Source organism: Streptomyces sp. NPDC026515 (genome assembly GCF_055567595.1).
This window is the reverse complement of sequence record NZ_JBVHQD010000001.1, coordinates 559622-574850: the sequence shown is the minus strand read 5'-3', so window position 1 is coordinate 574850 and position 15229 is coordinate 559622. Positions and strand designations below refer to the sequence as shown.

Annotated in this window: 13 protein-coding genes, 1 pseudogene and 1 riboswitch; of the genes and pseudogenes, 10 read left to right on the top strand and 4 right to left on the bottom strand. The window is 72.3% G+C overall.

The features are described from left to right. The 7 genes and pseudogenes from ACZ4O3_RS02435 to ACZ4O3_RS02405 form a co-directional block, all read left to right on the top strand. Nucleotides 1-909 carry an ABC transporter permease gene (locus tag ACZ4O3_RS02435; RefSeq protein WP_467720873.1) on the top strand — a complete coding sequence of 303 codons (909 nt, stop codon included), beginning with the start codon at nt 1-3 and terminating at the stop codon, nt 907-909. Beyond that, nucleotides 906-1775 (top strand): ABC transporter ATP-binding protein, encoded by an 870-nt coding sequence (locus ACZ4O3_RS02430; protein WP_467720872.1) that lies wholly within the window; start codon nt 906-908, stop codon nt 1773-1775. Before ACZ4O3_RS02435 ends, ACZ4O3_RS02430 begins: the two co-directional genes overlap by 4 nt. Continuing rightward, nucleotides 1772-2599, top strand: a complete 828-nt coding sequence (locus tag ACZ4O3_RS02425; RefSeq protein ID WP_467720871.1) for an ABC transporter ATP-binding protein — start codon at nt 1772-1774, stop codon at nt 2597-2599. Before ACZ4O3_RS02430 ends, ACZ4O3_RS02425 begins: the two co-directional genes overlap by 4 nt. A 36-nt stretch (nt 2600-2635) precedes the next feature. Continuing rightward, nucleotides 2636-3967, top strand: a complete 1332-nt coding sequence (locus ACZ4O3_RS02420) for an LLM class flavin-dependent oxidoreductase (protein ID WP_467720870.1) — start codon at nt 2636-2638, stop codon at nt 3965-3967. Nucleotide 3968: 1 nt separating this feature from the next. Then, complete coding sequence (locus ACZ4O3_RS02415; RefSeq protein ID WP_467720869.1) at nt 3969-4748, top strand: alpha/beta hydrolase; 780 nt, start codon at nt 3969-3971, stop codon at nt 4746-4748. Nucleotides 4749-4806: 58 nt separating this feature from the next. Further along, nucleotides 4807-5322, top strand: a complete 516-nt coding sequence (locus tag ACZ4O3_RS02410; protein ID WP_362728444.1) for a flavin reductase family protein — start codon at nt 4807-4809, stop codon at nt 5320-5322. A 164-nt stretch (nt 5323-5486) separates the two neighbouring features. Then, a riboswitch (cobalamin riboswitch) is annotated at nt 5487-5608 on the top strand. After that, nucleotides 5591-5974, top strand: a pseudogene (locus ACZ4O3_RS02405) (5-methyltetrahydropteroyltriglutamate--homocysteine S-methyltransferase); the annotation flags it as partial. (Overlaps the previous riboswitch by 18 nt.) Before the next feature lie 52 nt (nt 5975-6026). On the opposite strand, the gene ACZ4O3_RS02400 reads toward ACZ4O3_RS02405, so the two are convergent. Both ACZ4O3_RS02400 and ACZ4O3_RS02395 read right to left on the bottom strand, forming a co-directional pair. Then, on the bottom strand, nt 6027-8489 hold the full coding sequence (locus tag ACZ4O3_RS02400; protein WP_467720868.1) for an endonuclease/exonuclease/phosphatase family protein: 2463 nt from the start codon (nt 8487-8489) through the stop codon (nt 6027-6029). A 163-nt stretch (nt 8490-8652) separates the two neighbouring features. Next, a complete protein-coding gene (locus ACZ4O3_RS02395) occupies nt 8653-9792 on the bottom strand; it encodes an SGNH/GDSL hydrolase family protein (RefSeq protein ID WP_467720867.1) in 1140 nt (379 codons plus the stop codon). A gap of 144 nt (nt 9793-9936) precedes the next feature. On the opposite strand from ACZ4O3_RS02395, the gene ACZ4O3_RS02390 reads away from it, so the two are divergent. The 3 genes from ACZ4O3_RS02390 to ACZ4O3_RS02380 all read left to right on the top strand — a co-directional run bounded on the left by ACZ4O3_RS02390 (nt 9937) and on the right by ACZ4O3_RS02380 (nt 12443). Continuing rightward, the gene (locus ACZ4O3_RS02390; RefSeq protein WP_362731830.1) at nt 9937-10290 is read left to right on the top strand and encodes a VOC family protein; all 354 of its coding nucleotides are present in this window, start codon (nt 9937-9939) and stop codon (nt 10288-10290) included. 424 nt (nt 10291-10714) lie between these two features. Further along, on the top strand, nt 10715-11542 hold the full coding sequence (locus ACZ4O3_RS02385; protein WP_362714711.1) for a GAF and ANTAR domain-containing protein: 828 nt from the start codon (nt 10715-10717) through the stop codon (nt 11540-11542). Between the two features lie 49 nt (nt 11543-11591). Then, nucleotides 11592-12443: a YihY/virulence factor BrkB family protein gene (locus ACZ4O3_RS02380; RefSeq protein WP_467720866.1), complete on the top strand. Its 852-nt coding sequence runs from the start codon at nt 11592-11594 to the stop codon at nt 12441-12443. On the opposite strand, the gene ACZ4O3_RS02375 is transcribed toward ACZ4O3_RS02380, so the two are convergent. Together ACZ4O3_RS02375 and ACZ4O3_RS02370 are read right to left on the bottom strand one after the other, a co-directional pair. After that, nucleotides 12431-13642: a PP2C family protein-serine/threonine phosphatase gene (locus ACZ4O3_RS02375; RefSeq protein WP_467720865.1), complete on the bottom strand. Its 1212-nt coding sequence runs from the start codon at nt 13640-13642 to the stop codon at nt 12431-12433. The two genes, ACZ4O3_RS02380 and ACZ4O3_RS02375, sit on opposite strands and share 13 nt — an antisense overlap. After that, nucleotides 13639-15225 (bottom strand): sensor histidine kinase, encoded by a 1587-nt coding sequence (locus ACZ4O3_RS02370; protein WP_467720864.1) that lies wholly within the window; start codon nt 15223-15225, stop codon nt 13639-13641. Before ACZ4O3_RS02370 ends, ACZ4O3_RS02375 begins: the two co-directional genes overlap by 4 nt. Nucleotides 15226-15229 lie beyond the last annotated feature (4 nt).

Genomic DNA, 15229 nt, shown 5'->3' with positions numbered 1-15229 from the left:
ATGGTGCGTCGCGTCCTTTCCCTCACCTCGGGCCGGATCGCCCTCGGCGTCCTCGCCGTGATCGCCCTCCTGGCGATCCTCGGTCCGCTGCTCGCCCCGCACGATCCACTGGCCACCAGCACCGACACGCTCGCGCCGGCCTCGGGCGCCCACTGGCTCGGCACCGACTACCTGGGCCGTGACGTCTTCAGCAGACTCCTCGACGGCTCCCGCGTCAGCGTGCTCGGCTCCCTGGAGGTCGCCCTGGTGGCCCTGGTCGTCGGCACGGTCCCCGGCATCCTGTCGGTGTATCTCGGGCGGGCCTTCGAGTGGCTGACCCTGCGGCTGGCCGACACCCTGGTCGCGCTGCCGTTCCTGCTGTTCGCGGTCGCCGTGATCGCGCTGCTCGGCAACGGGATCAGCCAGGCGATGCTCGTCACGGGGGTGCTGGTCTCCCCGCTCTTCTACCGGGTGGGCCGGGCCGCGACGCTGTCCGTGGCCCGCTCGCAGTACGTGGAGGCGGCGATCGTCTCCGGTGCCTCGACCGGCTGGATCGTCCGGCGGCACGTCTGGGTCAAGGTGCTGCCGCCGATCGCGGTCGCGCTCGCCCAGACCACCGGCACCGGCTTCGTCATCGTGTCGAGCCTGACGTTCCTCGGCATCGGCGTACAGCCGCCCGCGCCCACCTGGGGCGGTCTGCTCGCCTCCGACCTCGGCTATCTCGACTACCAGCCGTGGGCACCGGCCGTCCCCGCCCTGCTGATCATGGTCACGGTCTGGGCCGGCAACCAGCTCGCCGACGCGATCCGCGACGTCTCCGGCGAGGCCGGCCGGGCGTTCGCCAACAACCGCACGGCCCGAGCCGGCCGCCCGGACGGGCGGGGCGGGCCCGGGCAGTGCGACGCCGTTCCCGCCGGAGGTGCGTCATGACCGCCCTGTCCCAGAGCCCCGCCCCCGAGCAGACCCGCGCACCCGCCGGTACGGCCCCGGTGCTCGCCGTCCGTGACGTACGGATCGGCGACCTGGCCGCGGACCGCGAGATCGTGCACGGAGTCAGCTTCGAACTCACCCCCGGGAAGACCGTCGGCATCGTCGGCGAGTCCGGCAGCGGCAAGACCCTCACCTGCCGGGCCGCGCTCGGCATCCTGCCCCCGCACTTCGGGGTCACGGCCGGCTCGGTCGAGATCACCGGCACGGACATCGCCACGCTGACGCCCTCGCAGTGGACGGAACTGCGGGGCGCGACGATCAGCGCGGTGTTCCAGGACCCCGCGTCCTACCTCAACCCGTCCATCCGGGTGGGCGCGCAGATCGCCGAGGTGGTCCGGGTCAAGAAGGGGCTGAAGCGGCGGGAGGCCCGGCACCGCGCGATCGAGCTGCTCCACGCGGTGCGGCTGCGTGACCCCGAACTGGTCTACGGCCAGTACCCGTACGAGCTGTCCGGCGGCATGCTCCAGCGGGCGCTGATCGCGGCCGCCATCGCCGCCGGCCCGAGGATCCTCATCGCCGACGAGGCCACGACCGCCCTCGATGTCACGGTCCAGGCCGAGATCCTCGACCTGCTCGCCGAGTTGCGCGAGCGCACCGGGCTGGCCCTGGTGGTCGTCTCCCACGACCTGGCCGTCGTGGCCCAGCTCTGCGACGAGGTCCTCGTGATGCGCGAGGGCGAGGTGGTGGAGCACGGTCCGACCGGGGAGGTGCTGCTCCACCCGCGGCACGCCTACACCCGGCTCCTCGTCGCCGAGCACGAGCAGTACGGCCTGGAGAAGTTCCGCGCACCGCAGGAGGCCCTGTGAGCACCCCGCCCGTCCTCGAAGTCACCGGCCTGGAGGTGCACTACGGTGCGCGCCGGCAGCGCCGCCGCGCCCTGCACGACGTCTCGTTGACCGTGGCGCCCGGCGAGACCGTCGGGATCATCGGCGAGACCGGATCGGGCAAGTCCACCTTCGCCCGCGCCGTGCTCGGCCTGGTGGGCGCCTCGGCGGGCCGGATCGTCATCGGCGGCGAGGACGTCCGCCGGTACGGAAGACGCCAGTGGCGGGATCTACGCCGGCGCGGTGTCCTCCAGTACGTCTTCCAGGACCCGCTGCGCAGCCTCGACCCGGACCTCACCATCGAGGAGTCGCTGATCGAGCCGCTGCTCGTGCAGGGCGTGCCGCGCAAGGAGGCGGCCGGCCGGGCCCGTACGTTCCTCGCCCGCGTCCGGCTCTCCGAGGAACTGCTCGACCGGCTGCCCGGGGAGCTGTCGGGCGGTCAGCGGCAGCGGATCGCGGTGGCCAGGGCACTGGTCACCGAACCGCAGCTGGTCATCCTCGACGAGCCGGTCAGCGCCCTGGACTCCGCCAACCGGGTCCAGATCCTGCAGATCCTGAAGGAACTTGGCGCCTCGGGCACGGCCCTGGTCTTCATCTCGCACGACCTCGGCTCGGTCGCCGGGATCGCCGACCGGATCGCGGTGCTCCACCAGGGCGAGCTGGTCGAGACCGGCGCCGCCCGGGACGTGATCACGGATCCCCGGCACGTGTACACCCGGCTGCTCGTCAGCTCCGCGCCCACCCTGCGGACGGCCTCGGCCGGCCGCGCCGAACGCGAGGCGCTTCGCGCCCTGCTGCACGTCTGAACCACTCGACTCCCACCACACAGAACGGACTCACCGATGTCCCGCAAGATCCACCTCGCCCTGCACCCCTACGGCGTCGGCGGCCCCGGCCAGCACGGACTCTGGAAGGACCCGCGGGTCGCCAAGAACGCCAGCATCGACATCAACTACTACATCGCGCAGGCCAAGGCGGCCGAACACGCCCTGTTCGACGCCCTGTTCATCGTCGACAGCCAGTTCATCAACGCCACCTACCCGGCGCACTACCTCAACCGCCTGGAACCGCTGACCCTGTTGTCGGCGGTGGCCACCCACACCCGGCACATCGGCCTGGTGGGCACGGCGAGTTCGACGTACAACTCGCCGTTCAACCTGGCCCGCCGGTTCGCCTCCCTCGACCACATCAGCGGCGGCCGCGCCGGGTGGAACGTGGTGACCAGCTTCGACACCGGCACCTCCAGGAACTTCGGGCTCGACGAGCACCTCGACTACACCACCCGGTACGGCCGCGCCCTGGAGTTCGTCCAGGTCGCCCGCGGCCTGTGGGACTCCTACGAGGACGACGCGTTCCCCGCGGACGTGGCGCAGGGCGTCTTCCTGGACACCGCGAAGCTGCACGAACTCAACCACGAGGGTGAGCACTTCAGGATCGCTGGCCCGCTCAACCTGTCCCGCTCGCCGCAGGGCCAGCCGGTGATCTTCCAGGCCGGGGTCTCCGAGGAGGGCCGCGACCTCGCCGCACAGGTCGCCGAGGGCATCTACGCGCCGGGCGGCTCGCTCCAGCAGGCCCAGGAGTACTACGCCGACATCAAGAAGCGCACGGCGTCCTACGGCCGCGACCCCGAGCACATCAAGATCTTCATCCACGGCGGTCCGGTCGTCGGCCGCACCGACGAGGCGGCCCGGCTGCGGGAGCGGGAGATCTTCGAGGAGGACAACGACTTCGAGCGCAACCTCGCGCTGCTCGGGCGCTCCTTCGGCGCGTACGACTTCAGCGCGCACGACCTGGACGGTCCGTTCCCGGACGTCGCGCACCTCGCCGAGAAGGGCGGCCGCACCGGAGCGGCCAAGCTCATCGAGCGGGCCAGGTCGGAACGGCTCACCCTGCGACAAGTCGCCAACCTGGTCAGCGAGTTCCGCCAGTCGCCGTTCGTCGGCGCGCCGAAGACCGTCGCCGACACCATCGAGGAGTGGTTCGACGCCGGCACCTTCGACGGCATCAACCTCGCCTTCCGCACCGATGACGACCTCGAACTCTTCGTGGACGGTGTGGTCCCGATCCTCCAGAAACGCGGGCTGTTCCGCACCGAGTACGAGGCCGGCACCCTGCGCGGCAACCTCGGTCTCCCGGTCCCGGCCAACCGCCACACCGTACGTGCGGGAGCCTGAGATGAGCGAGTACACCGACCACCACGCCCCCGAGGGCCTCCTCACCCGCGGCACGGTCGTCGTGGTGCCCGGCCGAGGGGAGAGCCGTGCCGCCTACGGCCGTTTCGGCAGGCGGCTCGCGGCCGACGCCTACCGTGTCCGGGTCGTGGACGGCCCCGAGATCGACGCCGACGACCTGCACGGTTCGCTGGCGCGGTTCGGCTACCGGCTCGCCGCCGCCGTGGCGGGGACCGCGGCCTCCGGGGGCGGGGTCGCCGCGCCACTGGTGCTGGTGGGCGCCGACTCCGGTGCCGCGGCCGTCGCGGCGCTGTCCGGCCCCGGCGGCCCCCCGGCCGCCGTGCGGCCGGACGCGGTCGTGCTCGCCGGTCTCCCGGGCCGTACCGGAGGCAACGGCGGTTACGGCGGTTCCTGGGACGACGAACTCGACGTCCGCACGTCCTGCCCCACCCATCGCGGTGTGCTCAGCGACGACCCGGAGGCGCAACGAGGCGCGCTCGGCACCCCGTTGCCCGGCGCGCTGCTCGACGCGGCCTACCAGGCGGACCTCGCGGTGCCCGCCCTGCTCCTCGTCGGCGACGCGGACCCGCTCGCCGACCGTGACGCCCTGACCCGTACCGCGAAGACGCTGTCCCGCTCCCGGCTGGCGGTGGTCCGCGACGCCCACCACGACGTCCTCAACGACCTCCAGCACCGCTCGGTCGCGGCCGAGGTCGTGACCTTCCTGGAGGCACTGCGGACCGGGCTGGTGCCCGCGATCGCGGTGGAGTCGAGCGCCTGGTGACGGCCGCCACCGCGGGCCCCCGGCCTCGCCTCTCCCCCGCCTGCCGAAAGGAAAGGGCATGACCGCCCCGATCCGCCGGAGTCCGTCGCCGCCGGCCACCGTCCCCGACGGCGCGGACGTCCTCCGCGACACCCTGCGCCGGCACGCCGCCGGAGTCACGGTGATCACCTTCCCGGGCCCCGTCGGCTTCACCGCCACCTCCTTCACCTCCGTCTCCCTGCGGCCTGCCCTGGTGTCGTTCTGCATCGGTCTCGAAGCGTCCAGCACCCCCGCGGCGCGTCTCGCGGACCGCTTCGCCGTCCATGTCCTCGGCACCGCGAACGCCGGCCTGGCGGCACGGTTCGCGCGCAGCGGGATCGACCGGTTCGCAGGGGTGCGCTGGCAAGCGCAGCCGGACGGTCTGCCGGTCCTCGACGACGTCACCGGCTGGCTGTCGGCCCGCATCACGCTCCGTCAGACCATCGGTGACCACCTGCTGGTCGTCGGCGAGATCGACTCGGGCGCGGTGGCCGACGCCGCCCCGGCCCTCGTCCACCACAACGGTTCCTTCGCGTCGGCGCACCCACTGGTGTGACCCGGGGCGGCCGGGAACGGCCGGGGTACGGTGCGGGCCGGGAGCAGGTGGCCCGGCTCACGCCATCCGGATGACGGACGTGTCGCCGCTCTCCGCGGCGGTACCCCGTAGGCTGGGCGGCGCAGTTGGTTCGCCCCGTCCGCCAGGCGGGATGCGTCGCGCGAGGGAACCCGGTGGGAATCCGGGACCGCCCCGCAGCGGTGAGTGGGAACGAGCGCCGTCACACGCACTGGGTCCGACGTACGGACCTAGGAAGCGACGGCCGGTGGGGGTGCGCCCGCAGACCCAGATCCACACCCACATGTGCTACGCCGAGTTCGGCGACATCGTCCAGGCCATCGACGACCTCGACGCCGACGTCATCAGCCCGGAGGCGGCCCGCTCGCACATGCAGGTCGCCCGCGAACTCGCCGCGCACGGTCACCCGCGCGAGGCGGGACCCGGCGTGTACGACATCCACTCGCCGCGTGTCCCGAGCGCCGCGGAGGCCGCCGACCTGCTCCGTACCGGCCTGAAGGCGATCCCCGCCGAACGGATGTGGGTCACCCCCGACTGCGGCCTGAAGACCCGTGCCTGGCCCGAGACCCGTGCCTCCCTGGAGAACCTGGTCAGCGCGGCCCGCACGGTACGCGAGGAACTGCCGGCCTCCTGACGGCACCGGACCCTCCGGGCCGGGGCACTCCCGGTGCACCGGCCCGGCGCGGTCACTTCCCGTGGGGCTTCGGCTGGTGCGGCTTCCTGCCGCAGTCCTTCACGTCGATCCGGACGACCTGGGGGTCGTGGTCGCTCGCCTGGTCGGCGAACTCGGCGTTGATGTGGACGACGTCGTAGTCGTAGTGGGTGAGGGAGGGGCTGGTCAGGATGTGGTCCAGGGTCTGGCTGTTGCCGTCGTAGACGTAGCTGTAACGCTGGGACACCGGGAGGGTGTTGATCAGGTCGGTGAGGTCGTCGCCGTTCCCGGTGAGGGTCTTGACGGCGTCGGAGAACTCGAAGTCGTTCAGGTCACCGGCGGCCACGATCCGGGCCCGGGGGTCGGCGGCGAGCAGCGACTGGACGAAGGCGTTCTCCACCTCGGCCTGGAGCCCTCGCTGTGTCTCCGAGGAGCGGGTCGGCTCCTGGTAGCGGCCGTGGACCGGGTCGTCGCCGCCCTTGGAGATGAAGTGGTTGGCGATGACGAAGACCGTCTTGCCCTGGAACACGAACTCGCCGACGAGCGGCTTGCGGCTGTCCGTCCAGGCGGCGCTCGCCGGGTCGATCCGGCCCGGGGAAGCGGACAGGTGGGCCTGGCCCTTGCGGTCCTTGACCACCGAGACGGGCGTGGTGGAGGCGTCGCCCGAGGCGGCGCGGTCCACGAAGGAGACCCGCTTGGCGTTGAAGAGGAACACCTGGCGGATGTTGCCGCCGGGCTCGCCGCCGTCCTTGTCGTCGACCGGGTCGACGTAGCGCCAGGAGTACGTGGGGCCGCCGGCCGCGACGATCGCCGCGGTGAACTTCTTCAGGGTCGCCTCGGCGGAGACGGTGCCGTCGTCGGTGGCGCCGTTGTCGTCCTGGATCTCCTCCAGGGTGACGACGTCGGGCGAGGAGAGGTTCTTGACCACACCCCTGGCCAGCCGGGCGAACTTGTCGTCGCCGTCGGTCGGGTCGAGGTTCTCGACGTTGTAGGTGGCGATCGCCAGTTCGTCGCGGGACTGCTTGCGCGTCACCTCCTGCTCGAGGCCGTTGTCGACGGCCGTGCCGGTGGTGGCCGCGGAGGGGGCGAGCAGGTAGCCGCCGAAGTCGGAGTAGTCGACCGGGCCGGTGGTGGTGCCGGACAGCTCGTCACCGACGTTCAGTGCGGGGGTCGTTCCGTCGGCCGAGACGATCTCGATGCGGCCGGTGTTCTGCTGGTCGTAACCGCCGTAGAGGGTGCCCCCGCGCCGGGTGGGGTTCTCGTGCGGCTTGGCCGTCACGAACATCTCGCCGTAGGTGTTCGTCGCGCCGACCACGCGGGCGTCGGAGACCGAGGCGCGCATGCCCTCGAGGGACTCGTAGAAGTCCTGGGAGTACACGGCCGGCCGGAGGGTGAGGCCCTCGATGCTGCCGCCGTCGGCCGTGGGGGTGTACTCGCCCGGGACGGTGGAGGCGTTGAGCGCGACCGCGTCCGGGAGGGCGTTGCCGGTGGACAGGGTGGTGGAGACCGGGTTGCCCAGCTCGGTGACCGACTGGGCGGCGGAGGCCGGGTAGTACTCCGAGACCTTGCCGCTGACCAGGACCGAGTCGCCGACCGAGACGGTGGGCGCGGCCGAGCCGGTGTACACGAACAGTCCCTCGCTGGTGGCGGGGTCGGCGTCCGGGGTGGGGTCCTGGATCCAGTAGCCCTTGCTGCCGGTGGTGCGCACGGCGGTGACGATGCCGGGGACGCCCACCACGTTCTGGCCCTTCAGGGGCGAGAGGCGGGTGCTGCCCTGGATGTCGTGGATGCGGAAGGCGCCGGGCTCGGTCGGGCCGCCGGGGCCGCCGGTGCCGCCGCTCGCGGTGTCGCCCGCGCTGTTGGCCGGGGTGGGCGTACCGGCCGTGAAGTCCGCCGCGTTGTCGTCGGTGTCGGCGCGCGAGGCGGCCCGGGAGACGGAGGTGGTGTTGCTCGTCGCCGGGGCGTCGCCGCCCTCGCGGACGACGGCGGTGCCGTAGCCGAGGAGGTCCACGACGTCGGTGTTGCCGGTGCAGTCGGCGGCCGTCTTGCAGGTCAGTGCCGTGGTGCCCCTGACCAGGGCCACGGTGCCGGCGGTGGCGGACATCGCGATGGTGCCGGTCGCGTCGGCGGCCGGCAGCGCGGTCGTGCCGCCGGCGCCCGCGCCCTCGCCGACCAGGTAGGTGCCGCCGGCGGGCAGTGCGCCGGTGAGCGGGGTGACCTGCCACGGCGAGCTCGCGGAGGCGGAGGCCGGGAGGTACTGGAGGCTGTAGCCGTCCAGGGAGTAGGCCGCCGTGGAGCGGTTGGCCAGTTCCACGAAGTCGTTGGTGAGGGTCGCCCCGGAGTTGCCTCCGCCGCCGTACGCCTCCGAGATGACCGCGCTCGCCGACGGGGTGGCGAACGCGGCGGGCAGCGGCGCCACGACGACGGCCGCCGTGGCCGCCGCGGCCACGAACGCGGCGCCGGCTACCCGCGATGCGCTGGGTCTGTGAATCTGCACGAGGATGACTCCTTCAACGTCCGCCGGACAGCGCGCACATGACGTGCCGTCGACCGGTGGGATCCATGCGAGCGGCTGAGGTTACGCGCGTAGAAATGGCGTAACAAGGTGTCCGCGGTTAAATCTGCGGGTCCACTCGCGCTCGCGCCGCCCGGACCCGGGCCTATCGCATCAGCCCCGCCTCGCCGAACGACCGCGGCAGGAAGCGTTCGGCCATGCGCGCGTAGCCGGCCGAGTTCGGGTGCAGGCCGTCGGGGAGGTCGGCGATGTCCTCGGGCCCGAACAGCGTGGTGCCGTCGATGAGGTTCAGGTGCCGGTCTCCAGCCTTGCGCCTGCGCTCGACGTGTTCGGTCAGCAACTCCCGCACCCGCTTCAGCGTCAGCGCGCCCGAGGCGAGTTCGGCGGGGCGGTCGAGGGTGTGGACCTTGCCGTCGGTGCCCGGCAGCGTGGGGCCGGGCCGGGTTTCGACGGCCGGGCAGACCACGGGGCTGATGACGAGGACCGGCGTGTCCGGGTGCCCGTCGCGGACGGTGTCGAGGAAGCCGTGGAACGCCGGGACGAAGGTGCGTTCCCGCATGGTGTCGCCGTTCACGATGTTGATGCCCACTTCGAGGCTGATCGCGTCGGCGGGCAGGTCGCGGATGGCCCGGGCCATGAAGGGGTCGAGGTGGCACTCGCCGCCCAGGCCGAGGTTGACGAGGGAGCGGCCCGCGCGCCGGGCGACGATCGCCGGCCAGGTTCCGGTCGGGCGGTCCGCCTCCGAGCACTGGCTGATCGAGCTGCCGTGGTGCACCCACACCGGGCCGCTCGCCGGGGCCGGGCGCACCGAGGCCTCCCCGGGGGCCCGTACGTCGACGAGCAGGGCCGCCCGTGAGTTGGGCAGCCAGATCTCGACGCGGCGCTCCCGGGGCCGGGCGCCGAGCGGGAACCGTAGGGTGGCCGGCGGGGACGGGTGCTCGTCCATGGCCATGGTGGCGGGGTCGACGCGGATGAGGGTCTGGCGGGAGGTGGTGACGGGGGGCCGCAGTTCACCGTCGACGACCAGGTCGAAGACCGCATCGGACGGCTCGGATCCGGCCATCACGACCTGGGTGAGCTGGGCGTCCACTTCGATCTCGGTGGCGTCCGTGAGCATCTCCAGCCGTACCCCGGAGGGCATGACGCTGGCGATCTCATAGGCGGTGTCCGCCAGTTGGGCGCGTCCGGAGGCGGGAGCGCGATGCAGGGAGAACCCGGCGGGACCGGAGGTCTTCTCCAGTGCCCCGGCGACGCAGTCGAGCGCGAGAGTGAGGACGGAACGCACGTGGCGGCTCTCCTTGGGATGACGTGGGAGTGTGCTTCTTCCCCGGATACCGGTCCGTGCCCGCGATCCCGGCGCCGACCGGCTCCAGGACGGTGATCATGCCCGTTCCGGACCGCCGGGCCGCCGTCCTGGCAGGATGTCGGCATGGAACGTGTACTTGGAATCGGCGGATACTTCCTGCGGGCCAAGGACCCGGCGGCCCTGAGCACGTGGTACCGAGACTGCCTGGGCCTGGACACCGACGACCACGGGCTGTGGCGTCAGGAGGCCGGGTCCACCGTCTTCGCGGCCTTCGAGTCCGGGACCGACTACTTCGGATCCCCCACCCAGCAGACCATGCTGAACTTCCGGGTCCGCGACCTGGACGCCATGCTCGCGCAGCTCCGTGCAGCGGGCGCGGACGTGGCCGAGGAGAGGCAGGACATGGACGGTGTCGGCCGGTTCGGCTGGGTCACCGACCCCGAGGGCAACCGGATCGAACTGTGGCAGCCCGCCTGACCGTGCCTGGGCCGAGCGGCGGCTCGGGCTGCTGTCAGTGGGGCCGGCCGCGCCGGCCGAGGGTCTCCACGGGGGCTCGGGACGACGGGTGGGCCCCAGGTGGCACTCCCGTCCGCGTCGGAGCGCCGGGACCGGCAGTCGCTGTCCTCCTTGCGCCGGCTCCCGGGGTCGTCCTTCCCACGCCTCGCCCCGGCCGTAGGGGTCGCGAGGAGCTGTCGCGTCGTCCTCACCGGTGTGGGCCTTCTCGCGGGCCGGCAGTTCCTCGCGGGCCGCTCGCGGGGCCGGCCGGGTCGACCACGGGCGGGGTGCCCGGGCCCTGCGGTGCGTCGCGGCGGCCGAATCAGGCACACCGTGGTCACGTCGTGAAGATCGGGTGGCCTGCCGGGGCTCGCGGCGGGCATGCGTACGACGAGGAGGTGTGACCATGACCGAGTATCCGAACGCCCCTGTCCCGCCGCCTGCCGACGCGGCCGAGGAGCAGCGGATCGTGGCGGAGCGCAACACGCGGCTGGCGCGTGCCGGTGTGGCCCGCGCCGAGGAGCTGTTGCTGAAGTACTACCGGCTCTCCTCGCACGAGGAGTCGTTCGAGCTGCTGCGTGACGCCTCCCAGCGGTTCAACCTCAAACTGCACACCCTCGCCGCCGGTGTCGTCCGGCTTCCGGCACCCGAGCCGACGGCCTTGCGCTGGGTGGCGGGCCGGCCGCACGGGGCCCCGCCCCCGGTACCCGCCCTGCACCTGGACGGCACCCGTCCGCAGAGCCGGGGCGCGGTCCTGGACGCCGCCCTGCAGCGCACCCTGCGCATCACCGGTACCCGGATGGGCAATGTGCAGCTGGTGGAGAACCGGCTGCTGCGCATGGTCCGGCACACCGGGCTGGACCGGCGGTTCACCGACTACTTCGCCTTCGTCGACAGCGGGACCACCTCGTGCGCGCAGGCGGCCGAGGAGGCACGGCAGGTCACCGTGAAGGACGTCCGCTCCTGCGACACCTTCGACGAGCGCTCCCGGCAGGTGATCCTGCAGGCCGGCAGCCGCGCCTGCCACAGTGTCCCGCTGGTCAGCCCGAAGGGCGCCGTGGTCGGCATGATCTCCGCGCACCACGAGCAGCCGCTGCACGAACTCACGACCGTCCAGCTGGCCGCGCTGGAGCGACTCGGCTGCGAGGTGGGCCGCTGGTTGCTCTGGCACCACAACACCGTGGTGGTCGACGCCCTGAACCAGCTCCATGTCCGGGCCGCCCACCGACACTGAATCCCCCACCTGCCCGAGCCGAAGACCACGGAATGAGAGCATCCGTTTCATGGATGATGCAGACGGCCGTACGGCTCGATGGTGGGCGGCGCTGCGCCGGACCCCGGTGTCCGTCTGGAACGACGACGTGACGGACTGGGCGGCCGCGCTGACCTATTACGCCGTCCTGGCGCTGTTCCCCGTCCTGCTGGTCATTCTCTCGGTCCTCGGTCTGACCATCCCCACGGCCAGACCGGAGGTCATCGACCGCATCGCGCAGGCCGCCCCGCTCGCCTCCCGTGCCCTGCTGCGCAGCACCCTGCGGCAGATGTCCGGTCAGTCGTCCGCGGCCTGGGCGCTGATCGTGCTGGGCGGGGCGGCGGCGCTGTGGTCGGGGTCCAGCTATCTGAGTGTCTTCCGCCGGGCGTTGCACGCCATGCACCGGATCAGCTCGCACCGGCCGGTCTGGCGGACCGCGCCCCGCATCCTCACCACGGCCCTGGTCCTGATCCTGCTGCTGCTCATCTCCGTCCTGGCCCTGTTCCTCACCGGCAGCCTGGCCGATTTCCTGGGCCGCGCGCTGGATCTCGGAAGCGGGCCGCAGGCCGCCTGGCACGCGCTCCGGTGGCCGCTGGCGGTCGCGGTGGCCGTCGGCACGGTGCTCGTCCTCTACCACTCGGGGCCGAAGTCCTCCCGCCCCGTCCGGAAGATGGCGCCGGGCGGTGTGCTGGCGGTGCTCCTCCTGCTGGTCGTCTCGCTGGGCTGCACCGTCTACACCTCCCATGTCACCAGTTACAACCGGCTGTACGGCTCGCTGGGCGGCGTCGTGATCTTCCTGATCTGGCTGTGGCTGTCCAACCTCGCCCTGCTGATCGGCGCCCAGTTCAACGCGGAGCTGGAGAAGACCGCTCAGGAGGAGTGAGCCGGGCCCCGGGAGCCGCCCGTCTTCCAGTCCAGGCGCAGGACGGCGAGGTCGTCGGTGTGACGGTCGGCGTTGAGGGCGCGGGTGCGGGCGATGAGCCGGTCCAGGTGGGTGCCGGGGTCGGCTGCCGCCAGTGAGTCGATGATGCCCAGCAGGCCGTCCACCCCGAGCCGGGCGCCGGTCCCGTCCGCGAATCCCTCGATGAGTCCGTCGGTGTAGGCGATGAGCGCCCCGTCGCCGGGCAGCGCCAGCGTGGTGGCGGGCCAGTCGCCCACTCCGGGGGCGATGCCCAGCGCGATTCCGTGGGCGGCGGTGACCTGCCGGGTTCCGTCGGGGGTGACCATCAGGGGTTCGTGGTGGCCGGCCAGGTGCAGGGTGAGGGTGCCGGCCCGCGGGTCCAGGGTGATGAGCGAGCAGGTGGTGAACAGGTCGCTGCCCGCGCGTTCGGCGATGTGTATCTGTTCCAGCAGGTGCAGCAGGTGGTGGGCGCGGTGCCCGCCGAGGGTGAGCGCGCGCCAGGCGATGCGCAGGCAGACGCCGAGCGCGGCGGCGTCCGGGCCGTGCCCGCTGACGTCTCCGATGATCGCGTGGACCTGGCCGTCGTCGGTCTGGACGACGTCGAGGAAGTCACCGCCCAGCAGGGCCTGGGCCCGTCCGGGGTAGTAGCGGCTGGAGGCGGTGACGGCCGGCGAGGACAGCAGGGGTTCGGGCAGCAGCCCGCGTTCCAGCCGGGCGTTCTCCTCCGCGCGCAGCCTGCCCATCTGGAGCGCGGCGTTGGCGAGTTCGGCCTGCTTGCGCTGGACCGCGTAGCGGACGGCGCGCTGCATCAGGTCGGGTTCGACCTTGCCCTTGACGAGATAGTCCTGGGCGCCGACGGCGAGCGACTCGACTCCGGCGCGGGGCTCGTCCAGCCCGGTCAGGACGATGATCGCGGCGTGGGTGTCGGCCTGGATGGTCTGGATCGTCTCCACCCCGGACGCGTCCGGCAGGTGCAGGTCGAGCAGGACGCAGTCCACGGGGCCGGCCGCGAGTGCCCGGTGGGCCTCGGCGGCGGTGTGGCACCGTGTCAGGGTGTACGGCAGATCGGTGTCGTGGAGGAGCTCCTCGACCAGCAGGGCGTCGCCGTCGTCGTCCTCCACGAGCAGGACGTCGTACTGCTCGGCCACCTGCTCGCCGCGGCCTGAGGATGGACCGGTCACGACTGTGTCTCTCTGTCCGGTACGGCCGTCGCGGCCGTGGGGGCGGGCAGGGCGGGCAGGGTGAACAGGACGCGGGTGCCGGTCGGGTTGTCGGGGTCGATCGAGATGGTGCCGCCGTGGAACTCCACGACCTTCTTGCACATCGCCAGCCCGATACCGGTACCCGGATAGGCGTCCTTCGTGTGCAGCCGCTGGAAGATCACGAAGACTTTCTCCTGGAACTCCGGCGCGATCCCGATGCCGTTGTCGCGGACCTCGAACTCCCAGATCCCCTCGGCCTCGTGCGCGCCGACGTGGATCCGCGGCGACCGGTCGGGGTGACGGAACTTGATCGCGTTGGAGAGCAGGTTCTGCAGCAGCATGCCCAGCTGGGTCGTGTCCCCGAGCACGGACGGCAGCGGGTCGTGGGTGATCTCGGCGCCGGTCTCCTCGACGGCCACGCTGAGGTCGTCCAGGGTCGTGCTCAGCACGCTCTCCAGGTCCACGGTCCGCTGCTCGTTGTGGACGCGGCCCACCCGGGAGAAGGCCAGCAGGTCGTTGATGAGGTTCTGCATGCGGTTGGCGCCGTCGACGGCGAAGCCGATGTACTGGTCGGCCTTGTCGTCCAGTTGTCCGCCGTAACGCCGTTGCAGGAGCTGGGTGAAGCTGGACACCTTGCGCAGCGGTTCCTGGAGGTCGTGCGAGGCCACGTAGGCGAACTGCTCCAGTTCCGCGTTCGACCGCTTCAGGTCCGCCGCCTGCCCGTCCAGCAGCCCGCGGGCCTCCTCGCTGAACCGCAGCTCCGCCACCAGCCGCAGCCGCATCGACTCCACGTCACTGGCGAGCCGGCGCAGGTCCGCGGGGCCGGTGCCGACGAGGGAACGGTCGAAGCGGCCCTGCGTCACGTCACGGGCGGCCGAGCCGAGCCTGCTGAGGGGCCCGGTGACGCCGCGTCGCAGCCCCTCGAAGACGAGTCCGGCCACCAGGAGGATGAGGGCCGCGATGACGGCGAACACCCAGTTCCGCAGGGTCACCGCCTGCCGCAGCTGACGGGTGGCCACCGTCCGCTCCTGCTCCAGGTGGGCCTGCTGGCGGGTCATCGCGCGCCGCAGGGAGTCGAACGCGGTCTTGCCCTCGGCGGCGCGTGCCGCGGTGATCTGCGCGGCCTGGGCGGGGGAGGCCGCCGCGACCGGCCGCGCGACGCGCTCCTGCCAGGTCCCGGCGAGTCTCTCCACCTCGGCCAGGTCGGCACGGGCCCGGCCGTCGCCGGTGAGCAGCGGCCGCAGCCGCTCGAGCGCGGCCCGCTCGCCGGTCACGCCCTGCGCGTAGGGCTGGAGGAAGTCCCGCTGCCCGGACAGCCCGTAACCGCGGACGCCGGTCTCCTGGTTGACCAGCGCCTCCTCGACCCGCATCGACTCGATCAGGGCGGGCGAGCGCCGGTCCACCAGCGCGGACGTGATATGCGAGGTTCGCCACATCGCCCAGCCACCCAGCGACCCGAGTACCGTCAGGACGACCAGGGTGGCGGCCACGCCCACCCGCAGCCAGCGCCGGGTCGTCCAGTCGGCGAACGCGCCCGCGGCGCCTGACGGCTTGCTTGTCATCGCG

Coding starts and splice junctions, on each gene's coding strand:
- ACZ4O3_RS02435 (WP_467720873.1), top strand. CDS start 1: ATGGTGCGTCGCGTCCTTTCCCTCACCTCGGGCCGGATCGCCCTCGGC.
- ACZ4O3_RS02430 (WP_467720872.1), top strand. CDS start 906: ATGACCGCCCTGTCCCAGAGCCCCGCCCCCGAGCAGACCCGCGCACCC.
- ACZ4O3_RS02420 (WP_467720870.1), top strand. CDS start 2,636: ATGTCCCGCAAGATCCACCTCGCCCTGCACCCCTACGGCGTCGGCGGC.
- ACZ4O3_RS02415 (WP_467720869.1), top strand. CDS start 3,969: ATGAGCGAGTACACCGACCACCACGCCCCCGAGGGCCTCCTCACCCGC.
- ACZ4O3_RS02410 (WP_362728444.1), top strand. CDS start 4,807: ATGACCGCCCCGATCCGCCGGAGTCCGTCGCCGCCGGCCACCGTCCCC.
- ACZ4O3_RS02390 (WP_362731830.1), top strand. CDS start 9,937: ATGGAACGTGTACTTGGAATCGGCGGATACTTCCTGCGGGCCAAGGAC.
- ACZ4O3_RS02385 (WP_362714711.1), top strand. CDS start 10,715: ATGACCGAGTATCCGAACGCCCCTGTCCCGCCGCCTGCCGACGCGGCC.
- ACZ4O3_RS02380 (WP_467720866.1), top strand. CDS start 11,592: ATGGATGATGCAGACGGCCGTACGGCTCGATGGTGGGCGGCGCTGCGC.
- ACZ4O3_RS02370 (WP_467720864.1), bottom strand. CDS start 15,225: ATGACAAGCAAGCCGTCAGGCGCCGCGGGCGCGTTCGCCGACTGGACG.